Source organism: Coprococcus ammoniilyticus (assembly GCF_025567345.1).
GTDB classification, from domain to species: domain Bacteria; phylum Bacillota; class Clostridia; order Lachnospirales; family Lachnospiraceae; genus Coprococcus; species Coprococcus ammoniilyticus.
Window position 1 is genome coordinate 331,769 of the sequence record NZ_JAOQJS010000001.1, and the last position, 22,284, is coordinate 354,052.

Sequence of the window (22,284 nt, forward strand, 5' to 3'; positions counted from 1 at the left end):
TACTTATGTGTTTATATGCCTGTGAATTATTCAGCAAGCTTTTTTAAAGAGATATTTGATACTGTGATTGTAGATGCAGGGGTATCAACATCCGCAATCTTACCCATAGAGAGGAAGAATCCAGCATCAGTATCTGTCTCTTCATTCATTGTGAATGTAATGGTTTTTACAACCTCTTCATTCTTTGGAAGAACAATTGTTTCTCCACCATACCATTTATAAGTGTTGCTCATGAAATTCAATAATACCGTTCTTGCTTCGGTTGACTTTAAAGTAATACTTGCTTCATAGGTCTTTCCATTTTCCAATGCCAGTCCCGTCTGCTTCAACTGTACATTCCAGTCAGCAGTTCCAACATCTGATAATTCATAAGTGATAACACCCTTATCAACTGTCTGTGTTCCAACAGCATCACCCATAATACCACCTTCCCAGTTTGAAAGTCCATTGTCTCCCTCTGAGAAATCTGCGTTCTTGATCAGATTCACATCTGACTCCGTCTCATCAACCTTTGGAGCATCAATTTTCTCAAGAATAATATCATCAATACAGATTCTATGCTGCTGTTTGATCTGAACACCGCCTACAGCACCCATAGAAATACTTAAAATTGTTCTAGGATCACTCTTGTTCTTCATCTTGAACTCAACAACAATAGACTGATATTCATCTGTAAGATCAACTGTCTTTGATCCTGAATATGGTGTCCAGTCATCATCAGATGAACCATCTCTCTGAAGTGCAACCATAAGCTTACGGTTCATATCTGATTTTGCCTTTAATGATAGTCTGTACCACTGACCTTCTTCAAGACTAATATTGTTCTGCTTTAACTGGATCATCCAGTCCTGAGCACCTGTATCCTTGATCGTAAAATCTGCTGCACAATCTTCTGTCTGACTGTCGACTACATAAGATACATCTGTGCTGCCTTCTGCATATACTTCGTAACCAGAGAAACCTGCCTTAAAACTTCCGTTCTTAATCAGTGTATTTTCAACAACGCGAACATTGTCCAAATAGATCGTTCCCTTATTTCCAAGGAAATATGTTATCGTCTTAAATGCATCAGTTAACTCTTCCGGTGTTTTAAATACATAGTTAAATGTCTGTTTGTCTGTTGTTACATCTGCAGTAAATGTTTCACCTGCAATAACTACATCAAGCTGCATATCTGTATCTGCCTGTGCGTCAAAGCTCAATGCATATTCTGTCTCAACGTTAAGTGGAAGACCATCCTGTGAAAGGATTACATCCGCTTTATTCTTTGTATCAGCCTTTACCATAAGACGACGGCCATCTGCCAATCCTGTTACGCTAACTACTGCCTGGCAGTTATTTGTCACAGTCCAGTCACCGAGACGATTCTTACCTTCCTGAAAACCACCATTGTAAATATAGTTACCATCTGATAAAGGTTTTTTACTATTATCAATTTCCTTCTGTGCTGTCTTTTTAATTGATACATTTGTAATGTATACAGTAGCTGTTGAATCTGTAGCACCGAAATTGAACTCCAGACGTGCATTTGCATCCGGCTTATCCGTCATGGTGTATGTATAAGTATAGGTCTGCTTCTCTGTTGTAAGATCAACAACCGTATCATTCAGATAACGCTTGTAGGAACGATCTGGTGCAGATACATCTACTTTCATAGTACGTGCTTCATCTGCCCATGCATCAAATGTTACTGTATATTCGCCGCCTTTTTCTGCAGGAATTGATGGCTGAACAAGCTGAATACTGTAATCAACTGTTCCGGCTTTATCTGTATGTATTTCAATTGCCTTGTTTTTAATAACTGCATTTCCTTCTCCTTCTAAAGTGGTAAGGAATTTCCAGTCTATGTCATCTGTGAGATCTTCTGTCTTAGCAAAATCTCCATTGTTTACATAGTTTCCATTTGCATCCGGATCACGGATAATTACTTCGTTAACAGGTTTTTCTACATCTTCATTATAGCTGTCCTTCTGATATACTTTTACATAATCAATACTATAACTCTGAGTATTGATATAATCTGCATCATCATCCGGATATCCAACCCATGATCCACCAACTGCAAGATTTAAGATCATGTAAAATGGCTGATCAAATGGTGCAGGATAAGCAACCTCTGTTTCACCCTCAACGGCTGTGAACCAGTCACTTGTCTCATGATATTTTATTCCATCTACATACCATGTGATCTTACCCGGCTGCCAGTCACATGAAAATGTATGATATTCATCTGCAAAATTTCCATTCTCTAATGTATATGTTCCCTGCTTTTCCGCATGTGGACTTCCATAGTGAATCGTGCCATAAACCTTATCTGTTTCCTGCCCCATAACTTCCATAGCATCAATCTCACCACATCTTGGCCACTGTCCATACAGATTTTCATCTGTTGGCATCATCCAGAAGGCCGGAAGGAAACCTTTTCCACTTGGAACCTTAGCTCTTACCTCAAACAATCCATATGTAAAATCATGCTTACCCTGTGTATTGATTCTTCCTGAAGTAATAGAATATGAACCATCTTCATTCTTTGTCTTGACAGGCTGGATAACCAGCTTTCCATCCTTTACATATACATTCTGATCAGACTTTACATATGCCTGTAATTCACTGTTTACCCATCCTGGTGCATGCTCTTCATAATTCCAGTCATCCTCATTTAACGCATCACCATCAAAGTCATCTTCCCATTTCAGATTATATCCATCATAAGAAAGCTTGTTGTCTTCATCGCCCTTGTTATCCTGGTCGTCTTTATCATCCGGCTTGTTTGGTGTTACCGGCTTGTTTGGTGTTACCGGCTTGTTTGGCGTTCCCGGCTTGTTTGGCGTTCCCGGTTTATTGGATGGCTCAGTTTTCTTCTTTTTAATAGTAATTGTACATTTTGCCTTCTTTGCACTTCCATCTTTAGCCGTAGCTGTAATTGTAACTTTTCCAGCCTTTTTACAGGTAACAACACCCTTTTTACTTACTGTTGCAACCTTCTTATTGCTTGAAGTAAACTTTACACCCTTTACACTGGATTTTTTAGGTGAAACTGTTGCTTTTAATTTTACCTTCTTGCCAACCTGTGTTTTCACCTTGCTTTTATTGAGCTTTACAGCTTTAACAGGTGTTCCAACAATAACCTTCAAGGTTGTCTTTTTCTTCTTATTTACCTTGCTTCTTACTGTTATAGTTGTTTTTCCCTTTTTCAATGCCTTGATTTTACCGTTTTTACTTACGGTAGCAACCTTTTCATTTGAAGATTTGTAGGTTACTTTCTTACTGATTTTTCCATTTACAGTTACTTTTGTTTTCAACTGGTATGATTTCTTTGCTTTTAAAACAAGCGTTTTTGTCTCAGGCTTTACAATCGATACCGTCTTGATTGTTGCTTTTTTTGTTGTTGCAGCCATAACCGGCATCTGGATGGTGCTTACTAAAAGTGTAAGAGCCATTAAAAAAGCAATAATCTTTTTTGCATTTTTCATGAATACATACCTCCCGTATAAATTTTTGTTATGCAAATAGTATAAGAAGACTACTGTTTTCTTTATATCGTTTATATTACTTTTATATCGTTTTATTGACCATAGTCATGTTTTATGATACAATTTATACAAATTTACTAATAGTCTTATTGTTTTATCTGTCATATTTACTATATAGTCTTATGACTGTTTTATACGAACGGGGATAGAATATGCAACTGAAAAAAGAACTTGTATACCGAGAATTTGTTCAAAGGGAAAATAATCTTCTGCGGGCTCCATACAATCCGGAGGTTTCCTTTTATACAGCGATAAAAGAAGGAGATGTAGCAAAGGTTGAACAGCTGTGTCAGGAATCCTTATTAGATAAAGAAGGATTAGGCACCTTGTCCGACCACTATCTTCAAAACATAAAATACCATTATGTCATTACAACAGCAATTATTGCACGTTACTGCATTGAAGGTGGTATGGAATTGTCAAATGCCTACAGTCTGAGCGATTTCTATATCCAAAAAGCGGACCGTTGCAAAACGCCAGAGGAAGTTGCAGCACTTCATCCTGCCATGTGTATGGATTATGCGAAACGAATGCGAAACCTTCGAAAATCCAAAATATCATCACTCCATATTGCTGTCTGTCTGGATTATATCTATGATCATCTTCATACCCATATCACAGCAGAACAACTTGCTAAGCTGACAGGATTAAATATCTCCTATCTATCCCGGCTTTTTAAAAAGGAAACCGGTCAGACAATCAGCAACTATATTCGTGATAAAAAAATTGAAACAGCGAAAAATATGTTACTTTATTCTGATTTCTCGCCTTCTGAAATTGCCTCAATTCTGGCATTTCCCAGCCAGAGTTATTTTACAGAAGTATTTCGAAAGACAACTGGAGTCACTCCAAGAAAATATCAGGAATCTTTTTTACGAACAACTGCCCTTGGAAAATAATACAACAACTATCTGTGCATATCTTGTGTTATACTGGATATGCATATTTTATTTTATATTATAGTGTAAGCATAGCTCACTCAATGCATTCGAAAAATCATCCCTTGCAAGCAAGTGATTTTTCAGCATTATATCGTGAGCTTATTTCAAGGAGGCACATATGTCTATATTATCATCTATAGAACCGCAAAATGTATTCCATTATTTTGAAGAAATCTGCTCCATCCCACACGGCTCCGGTCATACCGATGCGATCAGTAATTATCTGGCTGCATTTGCCGAAGCACATGAACTGAAATATATCAAAGATGCTTCCAACAATGTCATTATCTTTAAGCCGGGAACATCCGGCTATGAAACTTCCGCCCCTGTCATGCTGCAGGGACATATTGACATGGTTGCTGTGAAAGAAAAGGACTGCCCGATCAATATGGATACCGACGGTCTGAAACTCAAGTTGGAAAACGGCATTATCAGCGCAGAAGGCACGACCCTTGGCGGTGATGATGGAATCGCTGTCGCATTTGCACTTGCAATACTCGACTCTCACGATATCCCACATCCACCACTGGAAGCAGTCTTCACGGTTGATGAGGAGATCGGCATGCTCGGTGCGGTGGCTCTTGACTGCACACCACTTTCATCCCGTATCATGTTAAATCTTGATTCCGAAGACGAAGGCTATCTGCTTGTCAGTTGTGCAGGCGGCGCAACCGCAGATGTTCAGATCCCTGTTAAATGGGAAAATACGAACGAAAAGGCATCTGCCTATAAGCTCTCTGTCTCACATGCCTGTGGCGGTCATTCCGGTGTCGAGATCAACAAGCAAAGTGCAAATGCCAGCAAGGTGTTAGGACGTGTTCTGAACGCACTTGCAAACGATTTTGATATGAAATTATCTACACTCTCCGGTGGCTTAAAGGATAACGCCATTCCGACCGATGCAGAAGCTGTCGTTATCTTTTCTGATACCGATATGTCTGACATAAGCACACCAGGCCATGCAGATATTCCAGCAAATTCTGCGCACGCAAGTCTTCAGGATCTCATCTCCAAGTGGAATCAGATCATCCGTCATGAATGCACCCATACAGACCCGGATATCTGTATCACCTTAGAGCCTGTTGATCTTCCGGCAGCCACAATGGCGGATACATCTACCCATACCGTGATCGATGTCTTAATGGCTTATCCAAATGGTGTCCGGAAAATGAGCAAGGATATCGCAGGACTGGTTCAGACTTCCCTGAACCTCGGTATCCTGTCAACGATCAAACCAGACGATCAATCAACAAATGGCATGGTATCTTTTAAAAGCTCCGTCCGAAGCAGTATCGGAAGCGAAAAAGATGCTCTGCTTAACAGCCTGAAATCTCTCGCCACTCTTGCAGGCGGAACACTGACAGTAACCGGAGATTATCCCGCATGGGAATACCGGGAAGATTCTCCGCTTCGCGATCTGATGGTAAAAATATTCAAACAGCAGTATGGAAAAGAACCTGTAATACAGGCACTCCATGCCGGTGTAGAATGTGGAATCTTTGCGTCGAAAATGCCGGGACTCGACTGTGTATCCTTCGGACCGGATATGGACGATATCCACACAACCAATGAATCCATGAACGTTGAAAGTGTCCGCCGGACATGGGAATACACCTTAGAGATATTGAAAGAATTAAAATAATACATCTTACAAAAAGGAGCTGACACCTAACAATTCTATTGTTATCGTGTCAGCTCTTATCATAATTACCCTCCCTTATTCCTCTCTCAGATCCTTTAAGATTCTTTGTCTTTTTAATTGAATAACATCCATAAAAATTGCCACTATCTGAATAAACAGAACAAATGCAAGCACCAGTGCTATGCTTTTCCAGCCATCAACCAACACAATATTTTTTGTTATTTCTGGCAAATATAAGCGGCACAAAAGTGTCACTATAAAGACAGCTACAATAGATACAACAATTCCCTGACCAATCTTGGTCAGAAGCATCGGCAAAATAATACTGCTGTCTGTGCGGCCAATTGCCTTCAGGATGGCAAAGTTATGTCTGCGTCGAACGAATGTCAGTGCATGGATATATAAAACTGCCAGGAAATTAATTACCATAATGATTACAAAAATTCCATAAGTACCACCCTGAATCGTTTTCTTATTATCCTGATCCCGGATGTAATCTGTCAAAGTATCAAAGAAAGAATATTCATATACAGGTGCATGTGTATTCAGAAACTCTGCTGCCTTTAACTCATAACCCGACTTTACATTTATATTAATAAGTACATTTGTATAATCGAATTGTTTTTTAAACAGCTCTTCAGGAAGAATGATAGCGATTCCATTCTGATCCTTCCAGTTTAAGAATCTGCTCCTTCCGAAAACCGGGACTTCTCCCCCTGAAAATACCGATCCTTCTTCCTCCTGACGACCCGCATACCTTAGTGTATCCGGGATATCATTTAAAATACAATCTTCTGTATTCTTATAATTATCAATTATGATCACTCCCCCAGATTGGACAAACTTATTATAGCTGACCTCCTGTGACATCTCTATTTTTCGGTTATATTGTTTTTCACTGACACCAACGATCTCACACCACACACCCTTTTCATCATCTGAAAATATCAAATCATCTGCATAGTCCATATTGATAAGAGAAGGATCAATGAAAAACTCACCCATAGTATCATAAACCTCATCATAGTAGGAAACGCCCGGTATGAGATTTTCAAAATCATCCATATGGCTGACATCATCGGATATTAGTGAAAACTGTACATCCTGACTTTCCTCAGACAATAACTGATATGATACATAACGATTTACCATAAGAACCAGCATCGTTACCATTCCGATCAATACAAGAGACAGGAATGAAAATACCTTTTCATAATCTCCGGTATCCCGAATGGAATACCGCATCATGATATTTCCTTTTTCAGATCCACGTTTATCCTTTACCTTATAATTGTTTCTGCCGCCTTTCATAATATCGATCAATTTCATTCTGGAACGATATATTAATACAGGACAGATTCCAACTACAAAATCCAAGACACAGATTCCCAAAATGACCAAATATGAAATTGGCTGGAACTGTGGAGCAAAATGCTCCAGTGGGATGGTTCGTAATGACTGTATAAGTTTAAAGATCAAAATGGTTATATATCTTCCAAGTATAAGTCCAAGCACACATCCAATGATTATTAGAATGAAACCCTCCAGGAAATATGCCGAAAAAATATAGCTATTTGAAAATCCAAGACTCATAAGGATTCCCTGCTGATTATTTCTTTCACTCATATACGACAGGAAAATATGAATACCAAGAATGAGTGAAGTGAGTATGATCAGTATGATAAAACCCATGAGGAGTTGTCCAATATTGGTATCCTCCAGTCCGCCTGATCTGTCAATCTCTATCGCGTTCAGATCTCCATTTGTGATCATATGGTATCCTTCCATAAATCCATGGGCGGTATCACCATTAAAGATCTGCTTAGTACTCAGATCCAAATATTTTTTTATTGCTTTATATCCCGGTTGATAGTCCCGTCGATCATTAAAATGAATATAGATGTTGTATAAATTTCCCCGTGTACTTCCATTTACGATCGCAACCTTATAGACATCCTGTGTACTATAATCATAATCATTTAAAATTCCACTGATCATATAGGTCTGATCCTTGAAGGTAACTGTGTCTCCCAGATCAAATTGTTTTGCAATATAAACATTTTTGTATTTGGCTGTTGCCGATATAGCAATCTCATTTTCTTTTTTGGGAAAACTACCCTTTTCTAATTGGTAATGATTCATAGTGATCGAAGCTGCATCACTATCCACGATACATAATTCATTATTTACATTTGCAACTATTTTTTCTACACCAAGTGTTGCCTGATCCTTATACTGCTCCAATATCCAGTCACGAACCTTATATGTTACATTATGTAAAGTAATATTGTATTCTCCATTTGTCTGATACGCATTTTGCAGCCGCATATCCTGAAATGATATATATGCATTGATCGAGGAAAAGATAAGCATAACAGAAAAACAAATACTTATAATTGCCCGAACCGCTTTTTTCCTGTTGTGCAGGATATTGTGAAATATCAATCGGCACTTCATATTGTTTCTCCTCCTTAATTCTGCTGGATTCTTCCGTCAACAAGATGAATACAGTGATTTGCCTGCTTTGCAATATCAGCATCATGCGTCACCATGAGCAAAGTCATGCCATATTCATTTGTTGTCTGTTTCAACAGATCAATGACACGTCTGCTGTTCTCCGAATCCAGATTACCGGTTGGTTCGTCTGCCAGTATGATCCTAGGCTGATTGATCAACGCCCTCGCGATCGCAATCCGTTGTTGCTGTCCACCTGATAACTGATCCGGATATTTATTTAAAAGATCTTTTATATCTAATTGTTCTGTCAATGTATCAAAATAATCCTTCTTACATTTCTTTACACATTCATTTGCGATCATAATATTATCCCGACATGTAAGAACCGGTATTAACTGAAAAAACTGGAATACCATTCCAATCATTTCCCGACGATATCGTAGACAGTCTTTTTTACCATAGGCCAATATATTCCTGTCTTCAACCAATATACTTCCGGAATCCGGCTTATCAATCAATCCGATCATATTTAATAATGTTGTTTTTCCACTTCCACTTTTGCCTGTAATAACTGTAAATGTATTTTCCTGAATATCTGCACTAACGTCATTAAGCGCCAGACAACAGGAATCTCCTTCTCCATACTTTTTTGTCAAATGTTCTATTTTTATCATGATATCCACCTCTCTGCGCTCAATATTTTTATTTAACAAAAGCACGTCATATTTTCCATTTACAGTCGATTTTTCTTATTATAAATAACATGGAAAATATAACGTGCTTCATTATTTGAAGAATCGCTTTCTGCTTTTATCCCCTCAATTTAGATCTCTGACTATCTGCAAATGCATCTAATCCTTCTGGTTCTTCTGCCTGATAATACTTATTCTTACATACATCAGATACCAGTGGTGCAATGACCATAGCTACAGCACAAAGCTGTGTTCCAAACTTACAGATCAGTCTGGCTATTGCCTTCTTCATAAGCATCTCCCCCTTTCTTATTATTTAGCCTTTGTTTATCACGGCTAAAACCCAAACCGTAGTTATATTCTAGCATATTATTTGCAAATTGTGTTGATTTAGGAGTGAGTGGTCGAAATTAAGGAGTGAACGGTAGTAGTTATACCATTTACTCCCTAATTTCGACCGTTCACTCCAAAAAAATGCACTTTTTTTAAAATCATGTTATACTGGCTTTATCTATAAAAAGGGGGACAATACACATGAAACAACTCGGAACATATCTGGCAGATACCTTAACCGAAGATGGACAGATATCAAAAGAACAACAGGCAATCTATGCTTATCTGTTTGATTATCTGATTGAAGCCCTACTATATGATATAGTTGTTCTTATTATCGGTTTACTCGTACACCGCCTCGACCTAACGCTCTGCTATCTTCTGGTCACCATTCCTCTCCGCCACTTCGCAGGTGGATTTCATGCAAATACCAGACTTGGCTGTACCATACTATCCTATGGGATTTATCTTATAACTATTTTTTCTTGTTCGCTTATTCTTAAACATATAAAGCCTGTCTGGATATTTATCCTATATCTGCTCACCTGGTGTATGATACTTCCGGTTGCACCAGTAGATACAAAAAACAAGCGTTTATCTGAACATCAGAAAAAGAAATTATTTCACCGATGCCTGATAACCTGTTTCATTTTAACAATCTTAACAGGTTTTCTATATCTACATCACCAGATCACCTATTGCGGAATTATTATGCTGTGTATGGTCGAGGGTGTAATAAGTGTATATATTGGCATCTGGAAAAACAGGAGGAATTTATGATATTACGAATCGGCATCTGTGATGACACACAAACAGACATTATTCATTTGGAAAAACACATTAAACATTATATGGCATCTTATAATATTGAATTTGAAATCGAATCCTTCCGTTCTGGGGCAGCCCTTCTGCAGGCACAAAAGGAGCAGCCATTTCACATTTTACTGCTTGATATCGAATTGCCTGAAATTAATGGTATGATGGTCGCCCGATATCTACGTGATGAATTATATGATGATGTTTTCATTGTCTTTGTAACATCCTATCCACAATACATGCAGGAAAGTTTTGATGTACAGCCTTTTCAGTTCCTTACAAAACCTGTTAGTTATACAAAAATAGAAAAACTACTTTCCGATATCATCCATCGATATAAACATTCTCATATAACTAAAATTGTAATTGACTCACATGGAAAAGAACATTTGATCCCTGTAAACAATATCTTATATATTCAGGCTGTTAAAGGAGAAAAACGATATCTGGAATACCATTTAATTGATGCCATATTAACAGGAGAAGGAACGATTCAGGATTGGGAAAATCGCTTATCTGATCATGATTTTTGTTCTCCTTACCGTGGATATCTGGTAAATATACGGCATATTCAAACAATTCAGCCTTCAAATATTGTAATAGCTAATGGGACTTTGATTCCTATAAGCAGAAGAAAAGTAACAACTTTACAGCAACTTTATGCCAACCGTATTATTCACGTTTTAAAATAGAAAGAAGAGGAAATCAAACATGATAGTTCTAATAAGCGTGCTTAGTTTTATATTTGATAATTCATTATTATATATCTTTTTTCAAACTATGTTTGAAAAGAAAAAAAGAGATTACAATCCATATTATATTTTATTTGCCTTTATAATAGCTGACTCTATCTTCTGGATAATTTCATATTCACTGGTAGGAAATGTTTCATATTGGGCTTCTGCTACAAGGACAATGCTTACAAATATTATAAATTTATGTCTCTCTTTATTTTTTACTTCCGGAATTATTTATAGAATTTCTGTCATTTTAAGTTATTCTATAATAATTTCCATCTGCGAAGAAATGGCATATTATATTATTTCACATTTTACAGATATAACCATACAATTTGACTCCTTACCTGAGATCGTATTCACGTCTATTTCTCTTGTTAGTGATTTATTAATTCTGCTTATCATTATAATTCTTCATGTCATTCGAAAGCAAAAGGCTGGAATCAAATCTAAAAAATATAGCATTTTACTATTGATCATCCCATTACTTTCCTGCACACTTGTATTACTTCCTACCTTTTTCAGTTTGAATAAAACCAACCCAAACACTTACCTGATCCTTGTTATCTTTCTGCTTATTATTAATATCGTAAACTACATTCTTCTTCAGAGCGTCTTAAAAGCTGAATCACTTGCCCAGGAAGCAGGACAGCTTACCGAGCAGGTAAACTATCAGCGACAGAAATACCAGCAGCTTGGAGATGCCTATAAAAACATTCGTGGATTCATGCATGATATCAAGAAGCATTTATTCTATATTGAGACCTGTGTAAATGAAGAACACTATGATCGTATCATTCCATATGCCAGAGAAACCATGTCCGATCTGGAAGCCAGATATTGTACTGTAAATACAGGGAATCTGGTCATCGACGCTTTTATAAGCAATCTGATGCTTCGGACTGCCCGCCACAACATCAAACTCACAACCAAACTAAAAATCGACAATGACCTTGTTCCATGTGACGATTATCATATGACTATTATTCTTGGAAACCTGTTAGATAATGCATTAAATGCCTGTCTGGAAGAACAGAGTGGCGAGATCAATATCAATATTCAGACGATCGAGCATACCTTTACGATCTATATTACAAATACCTACCATTTTCCTATCGGAGAAAAACCACCGGAAGATATAGAAAATCTGGACTTTATTCATGGATATGGTTTGAAGAATGTAAAAAAATCTGCTGAAGCCTGCGGCGAATTTTGCCTGATCAATTACGAAAATGGAATCTATTCTGTAACGGTTATTATTCCTGAAAAAAAGAGAACTACCTGAATCAAAAATATATATTCTTATACCGAAAAAAAGCCCCAACCCAGCAGCTTCAAATATCTGCCAAATTAGGACTTTTGTAGTGGGCCGCCGGGGGCTCGAACCCCGCACACCCTGATTAAGAGTCAGGTGCTCTACCAAATGAGCTAGCGGCCCGAAGTCGTTTTTATTTTGTTATCTCGCCGACAACGAAATTGATTATATAACATAGTTTATCCAAATGCAAGCATTTTTTTCAAAAAATTTTAACTTTTTTTAATATCGGTTATTTGCATAGATTTTATGCGGATTTTTGTACTTTTTCCCTATTGATTTTTATCTTCTTCTATTGTAGCAGTGCGGTTTCTTTTCTCTATTACAACAATCCTGATTTAAAATCTTTTTTACTTCCTCATACCCCTTATACAGGCAGACACACCACCGGTTAAATCCTTTATTACAATAACTACGGGCTGTCACTTTTTTCTGAAATTTCTGATTCCGCATCGTTCACCCCTCCAAACCGAATTACTTTTTTCATCCAACAACGCCCTCCAACCTTCCGGTAAAAAAGTCCTCTATAACACATTATATGAAGAAACTGAAATAAGTTCCTTTATTTCGCAGATTTCCTTATTAAAACCCACGAAAAAACATAAAAAAAGCCGCCCTGCTATTTACTTTAAAACCCTAATATTGATATAATGGAACAATGAGCAATGCAGAATTATATATATAGAGAACGAGCGGAAGCTTGCTTACAGCGAGTTCTATATATATGTAATTCTATAGTGCGAAGCACTACAACGAGCCGTCAGGCGAGGTGGGCATTGCGAATTGACCACATAGTGGGCATTGCGAATTGACCACATAGTGGGCATTGCGAATTAAGATTTTTTGGAGGAACACCCTCGTGAGACTTAGAAACGTAAAAGGCTCCAGAGAGACAATTGCCGACAACAAATATGTCGTGCATGACGAAGAAAGCATGAAAGGCAAATGGAGCGAATTTTTTGGAAATACAAATCCTATCCACATCGAGATCGGTATGGGAAAAGGACAATTTATTATGGAGCTTGCCAGACAGAATCCGGATATCAACTATCTCGGTATCGAGAAATATTCCAGCGTTCTGGTGCGCGCCATCGAGAAACGTGAACAGGAAGAAGGCATGACCAATCTTTATTTTATAAGAATGGATGCCGAATATATCGAGAATGTCTTTGCAGAGAATGAAGTAGCAAATATCTACCTGAACTTCTCTGATCCATGGCCAAAAGATCGCCATGCCAAGAGACGTCTGACTTCAACTCACTTTTTCGAACACTACGATCATATTCTTGCGCCGGACGGACGCGTTATGTTCAAGACAGATAACCGCCCATTATTTGACTTCTCCTTAGAGCAGGTTCCGGAAGCAGGATGGACACTTGAAAACTACACATATGATCTGCACCATTCCGAATACAACGAAGGAAATATCATGACAGAATACGAAGCAAAGTTTTCTGCTCTTGGTACTCCGATCAACCGGCTGGTTGCATATCGAACAAAGAAATAGCATTGGAGAATAACCGTTCATGAAGATAAGAAAGAACCCGAAGAAAAACAGGACAAGACATGCAATTCCTGTCGTTATCCTGTCCACTGTTCTGTTATTTACCATGAGCGTTTTCTATATAGACAGCACATCATCCTCTGCCGCCGGAACAGACCATTTGTTACTTCCGGACAGTACAGTTACGAACACGGCATCTGATAATTCTACAGATGAAGGATCAGATAACAGCACAGATGAGGATGGAACAACTGAATACTTAGTTACAACCGAGTACCCTGACGAACCGGGCAAAGCACCGGAGCTTGCATCCAACTATGCCATCGTACTGGATGCAAATACTGGGAATATTCTATATCAAAAAAACGCTTTTGATAAACAGTACCCGGCAAGTATCACGAAGATTATGACCTTCTTACTTGCCATTGAAAATACAAAGCTGACCGATACTGTAACAATGTCACACGATGCCGTCTTCGGTATTGATCGAGGAAGCAGCCATATCGGTCTGGATGAAGGTGAACAAATCTCTATGGAGGATGCCCTCTATGGTATGATGCTGGAATCCGCAAATGAAGTTGCATGGGGCATCGGAGAATTTGTCTCCGGTGGAAGCATCGAAGATTTTGCTAAGATGATGAATGAACGTGCAGTCAAGCTTGGCTGCCTTGGCACTCATTTTGTAAATGCAAACGGCCTGCCGGATGAGAATCACTATACGACCTGTTATGACATGGCGTTAATAACCAAAGCCTGTCTTGGCTACGATGAATTTCGTAAAGTGACCGGTACCAGAAATCACGTCATCGGACCGACAAATATCTGTGAGGAAGAACGTCAGCTCTGGCAACACTGCAAGATGACAAATCCTGACAGCAAATATTACTATGAATACTGTGAAGGCGGTAAGACCGGCTACACAAACGATGCATTAAATACCCTTGTTACCTGGAGTAAAAAAGGTGATACAGAACTGATATGTGTTCTGATGAACTGCAACGGTGCGGCAAATACCTACACTGACAGCAAAGCCATCTATGAGTATTGCTTCCGGAATTATAGTCTCCAGACCCCTCTGGCCGACTATACCTTTGACAGCACCCAGACATCACAGACGCTTGATTATCTGAACTCCTATTACAAGGCTGATTCCGCTTCTGATATTACATTGCAGATTGATAAGGACTATAAACTGAATTTCAATAAAAATGATGATATTAAGAAATTAACTTACAGTATCGAATATAACAAAGAACCTGTAAAAGATGGAGATACTTATACCGTGGGGCATCTGATCCTCTCCTATGGAGGAAATATGATCGGAACAACAGATCTTACCGTAACCGGCTATAATCCGGATGGTAAACAGCTGTCATCAAAAAACACGGAGAATGCAGCTGATACTACAGTTGCAGCTCCAATAACAAAAAAGAAACTATTAATCCGTCCGTTATGGATCATTTTTGCAGCTCTGCTTCTTCTTGCCATATTATTTGTGATCTATCTGATCCATATAAAGAAGGCAAGAAAACGTCAGCGTGCGATTCAGGCAGCAAGAAGAAAACAATATGAAGAACGCCGACGACAGCTGCAGGAAACATTTGATAATGACCTTGACGAATAAGGTACAATAAAAACAACAAAACCTCTTATCGGTTATAGAGGAGAATGGAGAATATCATGGATATTTCAACAACGGAAAATCTGAAAACAGTGCGGGATTCCAATCAGGAAATGCTGGACTACTTCAACGGATTGTATGTAGCGAAGCTGGAACAGATCCAGTCTTTAAAAACAGAGCAGTTTGAATTGAAGATCAAAATTGATGAGCTTATGAAAACACTGGAGGTCTATTCCTTTAAAAACAGTGCCGGACATAATGTTTTTTCTCCATTTTCTACAACGACTACAACGCAGGAGGAAAAAGCAGCACAGATTGAACAGGAATTAAAAGAACTAAACGCTTCTGATGCTGAACTTACGGCAAATATCCGTAGCTTACAGGCTGATGCTGACGAGCTGAAAAGCAGGATCACTCTCCTTCATACAGCGACCAGAAAACTGGATACTTTCTTGGACGAACTGGCAGATGAATTCACAAAAGAATCAACTGCACTTGAAGATGATGAATCTACCGAAGAAAATCTTCCGGTTATCAATCATGGATTCAATATCTTGCGTCTGAAGAAATACGATCAGGACAAATTGGTACAGACCCTACATACCGATATTCTGGATCAGCTAGATCGAACCAGACATACTCTGGATTCCCTGTCATGGTTGATCAAATCCGATATCAACCGGGCAACAGTCACCCTTGATGAACTGATTGAAAGGACAATTTCCATGAAAGATTCTCTGAATGCTATCCTTTCAGGACTTACCGGGGGCATCGATACGTCTGTACCGATTGAAACCTTGTTAAGGGATACCATTTTCCGATATAAAGACACTCACCCGGAATGTGTCATTGAATCTGACATTGACTGTCCGGACGCTTCGATCGAGATTCCGGAAATTATCACAATCAGTCTGATCCGTATACTGTGTGAATGTCTGGACAATGTATATAAGCATGCAAATGCAAATCGTATTGATATCAATATTCAGATTCTTAGCGATCAGATATCGGTACATATCAACGATAACGGCATCGGCATTGATAAGAATTACAGTCACACCTCTCCATGGAACAGTGGACTTCACCGCATTCAGGAGCTTATTTATCTGTTAAATGGACAACTTAAGATAGATGGTGATATCATTAGTGGAACAGATATCCGTTTTTCTATCCCAATTGAAATAATGTAGATTATGGGTTCTCCCCCTTAATTATGAAATGAAAGAAAAATAAGGACATTTCCTTAATATATAAGAAAGAATTTGAAAGGACAACCTTAATTATGAAAGAAAAAATCGTAAATCTGATTGCAGATCATGTAGAAGGCATGACTGCTGAAGAAATAGCAACCTTTATTGAGATACCACCAAAGCAGGAGCTTGGTGATTATGCATTTCCTTGCTTCAGACTTGCAAAGACTATGCATAAAGCACCAAATCTGATTGCAGCCGATATCAAAGAAGCTATCGGTGATGTTGATTTTCTCGATAAGATTGATGTTCAGGGTGCATATCTAAACTTCTTCGTAAAGAAAGATATCTTTGTCCAGACTATGATCGAAGCTGCATTAAAAGACAACTTTGGTGGTTCAGACGAAGGTGCAGACAAGGTTATCTGTATCGATTACTCCTCGCCAAACGTAGCAAAGAACTTCCACGTTGGACACCTCAGAACTACTATCATAGGTAATTCCCTCTATAAGATCTATTCCAAACTCGGCTATAAAGTAATCCGTATCAACCACTTAGGTGACTGGGGTACACAGTTTGGTAAGCTGATCGTTGCATATAAGAACTGGGGCACAAAGGAAGCAGTTGAGAAAGATGGCGTTGCCGAGCTTATGCGTCTCTATGTGAAGTTCCATGAAGAAGCAGACAAGAATCCGGAGCTTGTAGATGAAGCAAGAGCATGGTTCAGCAAGATGGAACATGGTGATGAAGAAGCACTTTCAATCTGGCAGTGGTTCAAGGACATCAGTCTTGTAGAATACAAACGTACCTATGATCTTCTGGGTATGGATTTTGATTATTATCTCGGTGAAAGCTTCTATCGTGACAAATGCCAGGACGTTGTTGACCAGTTGACAAACGCGAACCTGTTAAAGGAAAGCGAGGGTGCTATGATCGTAGATCTGTCCGACTATGATATGGCTCCATGTATCGTTACAAAGAAAGATGGAAGCTCCATCTATGCAACCCGTGATCTGGCTGCTATCTTCTATCGTAAGAATACCTATCATTTCACAAAATGCTTATATGTAACCGGACAGGAACAGAAGCTGCATTTTGCACAGGTGTTCAAAGTAGTAGAGCTTCTCGGAAATGACTGGGCGAAGGATTCTCTGGTTCACATTCCGTATGGACTGGTAAGCTTAGAGGGCGCAAAGCTTTCAACCAGAAGCGGAAATATCATCTACGCAGAAGACATCCTGCATGATGCAATTAAAAAGAGTTTTGAAATCATCTCAGAAAAGAGTCCAAACCTTCCTGATAAAGAAGAAGTTGCCAAGATCGTCGGTGTTGGCTCTGTTCTGTTCAATGACCTTTATAACCAGCGTATCAAAGATGTATCCTTTAGCTGGGACAAAGTATTGAACTTTGACGGTGAGACCGGTCCTTATGTTCAGTACACCCATGCAAGATGCTCCAGCGTTGTAAGACTTGCTGAGAATTTTGATCCTGCAAAGCCGGTTGATTATAGCACGATCTCTGAACCGGACGCTATGAATCTCTTAAAAGAAATCAACCGTTTCCCTAAGGTTGTATCGGATGCAGCAGAGAAATACGAACCATCTGTTGTTGCAAGATTTGCTGTAGATGTTGCTCAGGCATTTAACAAATTCTACAACTCTACACGTATCAACGTGCCGGAGGAAAATGTAAAGAATGCCCGTGTCATGCTCACATACCTTACAAAGAAAACACTACACGATGCATTAGAGCTCCTTGGAATCAATGCACCGGAAGCTATGTAAATCAGGTGATCTTTCATGTCTAAACGATTAAATAAGACAATTAAATGGGATAAACTCGATAATACAGCCAATCTGTTTCCTGTCATTGTAAGTGAAAATGTAAGTAATGTTTACCGCATTTCCGTTACATTGACAGAAGACATCGATGCAGAACTTCTGCAAAAGGCATTGGACAAGATTCTTCCATTTTTTGATGTGTTTAATCACAAACTAAAAAATGGTATTTTCTGGTATTACTTTGAAGCAAATAATCGGCCTGCTCCAAGGGTAATACCGGAAGACACATATCCTTGTCTGTATATCAATCCCTATACAAATAATGAATATCTGTTCCGTGTTACCTACTATCAGAAACGGATCAATCTGGAAGTCTTTCATGTCTTAACAGATGGAAATGGTGCTCTTATTTTCCTGAAGGAACTGACTTATCAGTACCTCCGGTACAAATACCCGGAACTTGCTGAAAAAGCAGGTAATACCTTAAATGCAGATTCCTCGTTGGATATCGAGGACAGCTACAAGAAGAACTATATAAGACCTGCCAAACGTTCCTATAAAACGGAAAAAGCAGTTATCTTAAAAGGTGAAAAGCTGCCTTTTAATCATTTTGCTATCCTGCACGGCTATATCCCGGTTTCCGAGATCAAACAGGCGGCAGCAAAATATGGTGTAACCATCAACCAGTATCTGCTTGGAACATTTACATGGGCAATCTACAAAGAATACCTGAAAGGGCAGCCTTCCAAGCGTCCGATCAGCACCGTTGTTCCTGTAAATCTTCGCCCATATTTTAATTCCAATACAACGAAGAACTTCTTTGCCGTTGTCTCTGCTTACTTCAAGCCGGAGAAGGATACTTATACATTTGAAGATGTTCTGCACATCATCGCAGATAGTCTGAAGGAACAGATCAATAAAGAAAATCTGGAGAAGCTGTTATCCTATAACGTTTCCAATGAAGTGAATTTTATCATACGTGCTGTTCCGCGTGTCTTTAAGAGCATCGCCATGCGCCGTATCTATAAAGCTTCGTTAAAAGCAAATACATCAACGATCACCAACCTTGGAGTTGTATCCGTTGATGATATGTATAAGGAATATATTGACCGCTTCCATGTTGTTCTGTCGATGTCCAAAGGACAGTTCATCAAAGGAAGTGTCATCAGTTATAAAGATACATTGGTCTTCACCTTCAGTTCTGCCATTCGTGAAACATTTATACAGAAAGAATTCTTCCGCCAGATGGTTCGGGATGGAATTCATGTATCGATAGAAAGTAACGGGGTGTATTATGAGTAAATGTAGACGTTGTAACATAGATGTTCTGGACCACTCCCTTTCATGCCCTTTATGTAACGGAGTTCTGGAATATGATCCGGTGAAAGATCCGGAAAGCGAAAAAGACTTTCTTGACCATAGTCAAGAAACTGGTGAAAAGTCAAAATCTGTTATGTATCCGGACATCACGCCTGCAATGCGTCGTATGCGATTTGTTATCAAACTGACAATTTTTTGCAGTATTGTTGTAGAAGGAATTCTGATCCTGATCAACTACCTGACATATTCAAAGGTCAAATGGTCAGCTCTTTGTGGAATCGGACTTGCGTATGCCTGTTTCTCACTGATCTATTCATTTAGGCACAATAAGAGTCATCGAAAGAAAATGCTGGTACAGGCAATTTTTATCATGCCGGTTCTTATATTGATTGATTATATTCTTGGATATACCGGATGGTCAATCGACTTTGCAATACCTTGTGTTATTGCAATGCTCGACATTGCAATTCTTGTATTGATGATTATTAATACATCAAACTGGCAATCCTATATTTTATTACAGATATATATCATTATTATCTGTGTGATTCTGACAATACTTATGCTTACCGGAAAGTTCTTTAAACATGATTTCTTTATGATCATTGCAGATATTATGAGTGCTCTGTTGCTCGGTGGTACACTGGTCTTCGGAGATCGACCTGCAACAACAGAACTAAAACGTAGATTTCATGTATAGAATTAAGAATTATATTTCAGGCATAGATATTATTTTATAAATGACATCACAGATAATAATCTACAAATATAATTTTTTTTAATTACAAATTATCTTATAGTAAAAGCAGTGCCAGCAATTATTTTTCGTTGTGCACTGCTTACTATTAACTAAATTTAGAAAGAGAGATTTTATTAAATGGCACTTTTAGATAAATTAACCTCTGGTTCTTCTACCCCTCCTGATACTTCAGGAATGAGCAAACAGGCAAAGCTTGTATGTGAACTGGTCGCTGATTTTAACAGCAATAATCTTCTTACGCAGATCAGGAATAACAATCGTTCCAAAAGCGACATTGATAAAACATACAAATATCCCGATCACTTCACCAGTGAATTGATTGAAACCAAAAACTTCAAAATGGAGCTGTTAAAGTGGAAAAATTCTCATAATCCATATGTTGTCCTGCAATTTCATGGTGGTGGTTATGTTGGAGCTTTTAAAACGCAGTATCGTATGTTTGCCGGACTATATTCAGAACTTGGAAAAGGTGCATCCGTCTTATCCATTGACTATCGGGTTGCTCCTGAAAATCCATATCCTGCAGCATTAAATGATGCTTTATATGCATACGATTGGCTGCTAAATCATGGATACTCGGAAAACCATATTATTCTGGCTGGTGATTCTGCAGGTGGCGGACTGGCTATGGCTCTCTGCCATTATCTCACAGATCGTGACCGTATTCTTCCTGCTGGAATCGTAGCTATGTCACCATGGACAGATCTGACTGCAAGCGGATCATCCTATACAGAAAACTTTGAGATTGATCCTCTCTTTGGCAATACAAATGAAAGTCTGATCTATAACAGTGTATATCCCGGAAATCACGATCTGACAGATCCATATATTTCACCATTGTTTGGAGATTTCACCGGTTTTCCTCCAATGCTGATTCAAGTTGGATCAAATGAGATGCTTTTATCCGATTCTATTCTGGTTGCTGAAAAAGCCAAGTCACAAGGTGTAAAAGTGCGCCTATCGATCTACGAGAATATGTTCCATGTATTTCAAATGGGTATGACTCTTATGCCCGAGTCTAAAAAGGCATGGGTGGAAGTTTCCAAGTTTTTAGAGCAGATGATGGTGTTATAGAATGTTTCACGTGAAACACTCTATATAAATTTTTTCAACATTTTACAAAATAATAGTAGATATTTCTACACAATGGTGTTATAATAAGAACATCGAAGACGCAGTCTACGTTTCGATAAGATTGATGTGACTACACATGATATAGCAAAATTTAATCCCCCCCTTTTTTTAAATTGCTCTTTCCGGAGCCGCTATATTATGTTAAGTCACATCTTTCCTTTTTTATTAGACTATTACAAAATTCCCGTTCTACTGATTATTCAATAATTAGTGTAACGGGATTTGTAATATATAGAGATATTTTCATTTCATTAATCCTATTATAGTGATATAATGGAACACGGAATCAATAAACAAACATTTAATCTGTTGGCATAATACAATAAAATTACATATTATGAAAATCATATATATTATTATATGAATAAAAGAATATAGGAAACAGCTACATATCTTCTTTAGCAAATAATCACTTTATTTTATTATTATATAATATATATGTTCACATATGTAGAGAAAACAATTATTGGAAATATAGAATGTTTCACGTGAAACACAAAAAGGAGAA

The 22,284-nt window shown here is 38.3% G+C and carries 17 protein-coding genes and 1 tRNA gene; 12 read left to right on the plus strand and 6 right to left on the minus strand.

Going from position 1 to position 22,284, the window contains the following annotated elements:
• Nucleotides 1–26: 26 nt before the first annotated feature.
• Complete coding sequence (locus tag OCV60_RS01360) at nucleotides 27–3,473, minus strand: carbohydrate binding domain-containing protein (protein ID WP_117822448.1); 3,447 nt, start codon at nucleotides 3,471–3,473, stop codon at nucleotides 27–29.
• A 212-nt stretch (nucleotides 3,474–3,685) separates the two neighbouring features.
• On the opposite strand from OCV60_RS01360, the gene OCV60_RS01365 reads away from it, so the two are divergent.
• Entirely contained in the window at nucleotides 3,686–4,432 is a 747-nt protein-coding gene (locus OCV60_RS01365) for a helix-turn-helix transcriptional regulator (RefSeq protein ID WP_117822447.1), read from the plus strand.
• A 160-nt stretch (nucleotides 4,433–4,592) separates the two neighbouring features.
• Complete coding sequence (locus OCV60_RS01370) at nucleotides 4,593–6,116, plus strand: aminoacyl-histidine dipeptidase (RefSeq protein ID WP_262529093.1); 1,524 nt, start codon at nucleotides 4,593–4,595, stop codon at nucleotides 6,114–6,116.
• Nucleotides 6,117–6,191: 75 nt separating this feature from the next.
• Here OCV60_RS01370 and OCV60_RS01375 read toward each other — a convergent pair whose 3' ends face one another.
• The 3 genes from OCV60_RS01375 to OCV60_RS01385 form a co-directional block, all read right to left on the minus strand.
• Nucleotides 6,192–8,573: an FtsX-like permease family protein gene (locus OCV60_RS01375; RefSeq protein ID WP_262529094.1), complete on the minus strand. Its 2,382-nt coding sequence runs from the start codon at nucleotides 8,571–8,573 to the stop codon at nucleotides 6,192–6,194.
• Between the two features lie 14 nt (nucleotides 8,574–8,587).
• Nucleotides 8,588–9,247, minus strand: coding sequence for an ABC transporter ATP-binding protein (locus OCV60_RS01380; RefSeq protein ID WP_179969994.1), 660 nt, complete (start codon nucleotides 9,245–9,247; stop codon nucleotides 8,588–8,590).
• A gap of 136 nt (nucleotides 9,248–9,383) precedes the next feature.
• On the minus strand, nucleotides 9,384–9,557 hold the full coding sequence (locus OCV60_RS01385; protein ID WP_021944287.1) for a hypothetical protein: 174 nt from the start codon (nucleotides 9,555–9,557) through the stop codon (nucleotides 9,384–9,386).
• 242 nt (nucleotides 9,558–9,799) lie between these two features.
• Here OCV60_RS01385 and OCV60_RS01390 point away from each other — a divergent pair, with 242 nt between their 5' ends.
• From OCV60_RS01390 to OCV60_RS01400, 3 genes are all read left to right on the plus strand, one after another.
• Nucleotides 9,800–10,378 (plus strand): accessory gene regulator B family protein, encoded by a 579-nt coding sequence (locus OCV60_RS01390; protein ID WP_117822444.1) that lies wholly within the window; start codon nucleotides 9,800–9,802, stop codon nucleotides 10,376–10,378.
• On the plus strand, nucleotides 10,375–11,106 hold the full coding sequence (locus OCV60_RS01395) for a LytR/AlgR family response regulator transcription factor (protein ID WP_021944285.1): 732 nt from the start codon (nucleotides 10,375–10,377) through the stop codon (nucleotides 11,104–11,106). Before OCV60_RS01390 ends, OCV60_RS01395 begins: the two co-directional genes overlap by 4 nt.
• Nucleotides 11,107–11,677: 571 nt before the next feature.
• A complete protein-coding gene (locus OCV60_RS01400; protein ID WP_262529097.1) occupies nucleotides 11,678–12,436 on the plus strand; it encodes a sensor histidine kinase in 759 nt (252 codons plus the stop codon).
• An 80-nt stretch (nucleotides 12,437–12,516) separates the two neighbouring features.
• Here OCV60_RS01400 and OCV60_RS01405 read toward each other — a convergent pair.
• A tRNA-Lys gene (locus OCV60_RS01405) sits at nucleotides 12,517–12,589 on the minus strand.
• 159 nt (nucleotides 12,590–12,748) lie between these two features.
• On the minus strand, nucleotides 12,749–12,919 hold the full coding sequence (locus OCV60_RS01410; protein WP_008401699.1) for a hypothetical protein: 171 nt from the start codon (nucleotides 12,917–12,919) through the stop codon (nucleotides 12,749–12,751).
• 406 nt (nucleotides 12,920–13,325) lie between these two features.
• Here OCV60_RS01410 and trmB point away from each other — a divergent pair, with 406 nt between their 5' ends.
• From trmB to OCV60_RS01445, 7 genes are all read left to right on the plus strand, one after another.
• Nucleotides 13,326–13,973 (plus strand): tRNA (guanosine(46)-N7)-methyltransferase TrmB, encoded by a 648-nt coding sequence (gene trmB / locus OCV60_RS01415; RefSeq protein WP_008401698.1) that lies wholly within the window; start codon nucleotides 13,326–13,328, stop codon nucleotides 13,971–13,973.
• A 19-nt stretch (nucleotides 13,974–13,992) separates the two neighbouring features.
• Entirely contained in the window at nucleotides 13,993–15,594 is a 1,602-nt protein-coding gene (locus OCV60_RS01420) for a D-alanyl-D-alanine carboxypeptidase family protein (RefSeq protein WP_173789070.1), read from the plus strand.
• A 56-nt stretch (nucleotides 15,595–15,650) separates the two neighbouring features.
• Nucleotides 15,651–16,781, plus strand: a complete 1,131-nt coding sequence (locus OCV60_RS01425; RefSeq protein ID WP_262529099.1) for a sensor histidine kinase — start codon at nucleotides 15,651–15,653, stop codon at nucleotides 16,779–16,781.
• A gap of 92 nt (nucleotides 16,782–16,873) precedes the next feature.
• Complete coding sequence (gene argS, locus OCV60_RS01430; RefSeq protein ID WP_262529100.1) at nucleotides 16,874–18,565, plus strand: arginine--tRNA ligase; 1,692 nt, start codon at nucleotides 16,874–16,876, stop codon at nucleotides 18,563–18,565.
• A 15-nt stretch (nucleotides 18,566–18,580) separates the two neighbouring features.
• A complete protein-coding gene (locus OCV60_RS01435; RefSeq protein WP_262529101.1) occupies nucleotides 18,581–19,864 on the plus strand; it encodes a hypothetical protein in 1,284 nt (427 codons plus the stop codon).
• Nucleotides 19,857–20,582 carry a DUF6320 domain-containing protein gene (locus tag OCV60_RS01440; RefSeq protein ID WP_262529102.1) on the plus strand — a complete coding sequence of 242 codons (726 nt, stop codon included), beginning with the start codon at nucleotides 19,857–19,859 and terminating at the stop codon, nucleotides 20,580–20,582. Before OCV60_RS01435 ends, OCV60_RS01440 begins: the two co-directional genes overlap by 8 nt.
• A gap of 177 nt (nucleotides 20,583–20,759) precedes the next feature.
• Nucleotides 20,760–21,716, plus strand: a complete 957-nt coding sequence (locus tag OCV60_RS01445; RefSeq protein WP_330659660.1) for an alpha/beta hydrolase — start codon at nucleotides 20,760–20,762, stop codon at nucleotides 21,714–21,716.
• Nucleotides 21,717–22,284: the final 568 nt, after the last annotated feature.

Excerpts from the sequence above, each read along its gene's own strand:
- OCV60_RS01390 (WP_117822444.1), top strand. The coding sequence starts at position 9,800 with ATGAAACAACTCGGAACATATCTGGCAGATACCTTAACCGAAGATGGA.
- OCV60_RS01435 (WP_262529101.1), top strand. The coding sequence starts at position 18,581 with ATGTCTAAACGATTAAATAAGACAATTAAATGGGATAAACTCGATAAT.
- OCV60_RS01395 (WP_021944285.1), top strand. The coding sequence starts at position 10,375 with ATGATATTACGAATCGGCATCTGTGATGACACACAAACAGACATTATT.
- argS (WP_262529100.1), top strand. The coding sequence starts at position 16,874 with ATGAAAGAAAAAATCGTAAATCTGATTGCAGATCATGTAGAAGGCATG.
- OCV60_RS01385 (WP_021944287.1), bottom strand. The coding sequence starts at position 9,557 with ATGAAGAAGGCAATAGCCAGACTGATCTGTAAGTTTGGAACACAGCTT.
- OCV60_RS01410 (WP_008401699.1), bottom strand. The coding sequence starts at position 12,919 with ATGCGGAATCAGAAATTTCAGAAAAAAGTGACAGCCCGTAGTTATTGT.
- OCV60_RS01370 (WP_262529093.1), top strand. The coding sequence starts at position 4,593 with ATGTCTATATTATCATCTATAGAACCGCAAAATGTATTCCATTATTTT.
- OCV60_RS01425 (WP_262529099.1), top strand. The coding sequence starts at position 15,651 with ATGGATATTTCAACAACGGAAAATCTGAAAACAGTGCGGGATTCCAAT.
- OCV60_RS01365 (WP_117822447.1), top strand. The coding sequence starts at position 3,686 with ATGCAACTGAAAAAAGAACTTGTATACCGAGAATTTGTTCAAAGGGAA.
- OCV60_RS01445 (WP_330659660.1), top strand. The coding sequence starts at position 20,760 with ATGGCACTTTTAGATAAATTAACCTCTGGTTCTTCTACCCCTCCTGAT.
- OCV60_RS01420 (WP_173789070.1), top strand. The coding sequence starts at position 13,993 with ATGAAGATAAGAAAGAACCCGAAGAAAAACAGGACAAGACATGCAATT.
- OCV60_RS01375 (WP_262529094.1), bottom strand. The coding sequence starts at position 8,573 with ATGAAGTGCCGATTGATATTTCACAATATCCTGCACAACAGGAAAAAA.
- OCV60_RS01360 (WP_117822448.1), bottom strand. The coding sequence starts at position 3,473 with ATGAAAAATGCAAAAAAGATTATTGCTTTTTTAATGGCTCTTACACTT.
- OCV60_RS01440 (WP_262529102.1), top strand. The coding sequence starts at position 19,857 with ATGAGTAAATGTAGACGTTGTAACATAGATGTTCTGGACCACTCCCTT.
- OCV60_RS01380 (WP_179969994.1), bottom strand. The coding sequence starts at position 9,247 with ATGATAAAAATAGAACATTTGACAAAAAAGTATGGAGAAGGAGATTCC.